A 235-nucleotide genomic window follows, 5' to 3' on the forward strand; every position below is an offset into this window, starting at 1 on the left:
CCAATTTCTTCTACTCTACCTCTGAATTCTTCATTAAGTACAATAAAGTCTCCAACTTGAACTTGTTTTTCAAATAATATAAAAAATCCATTGAAAATATCTTTTAATATACTTTGAGACGCTACCCCAGCTATTAAACCAACTATACTAGCCCCTGTAACTAAAGATCCAAACAATTAGGAGATAAAGTAAATGATATTAACTCTGCAATTAATCAATTAAGAGACCTTAACAA

Annotated in this window: 1 protein-coding gene; it reads right to left on the bottom strand. The window is 29.4% G+C overall.

The genetic code is table 11. From position 1 onward, the window contains the following. On the bottom strand, nucleotides 1-176 hold a 176-nt coding region (locus tag BN899_RS21045), incomplete at its 3' end, for a mechanosensitive ion channel domain-containing protein (protein ID WP_042278462.1). Between the last annotated feature and the right edge of the window lie 59 nt (nucleotides 177-235).

Source organism: Faecalimicrobium dakarense (assembly GCF_000499525.1).
GTDB classification, from domain to species: Bacteria; Bacillota; Clostridia; order Peptostreptococcales; family Peptostreptococcaceae; genus Faecalimicrobium; species Faecalimicrobium dakarense.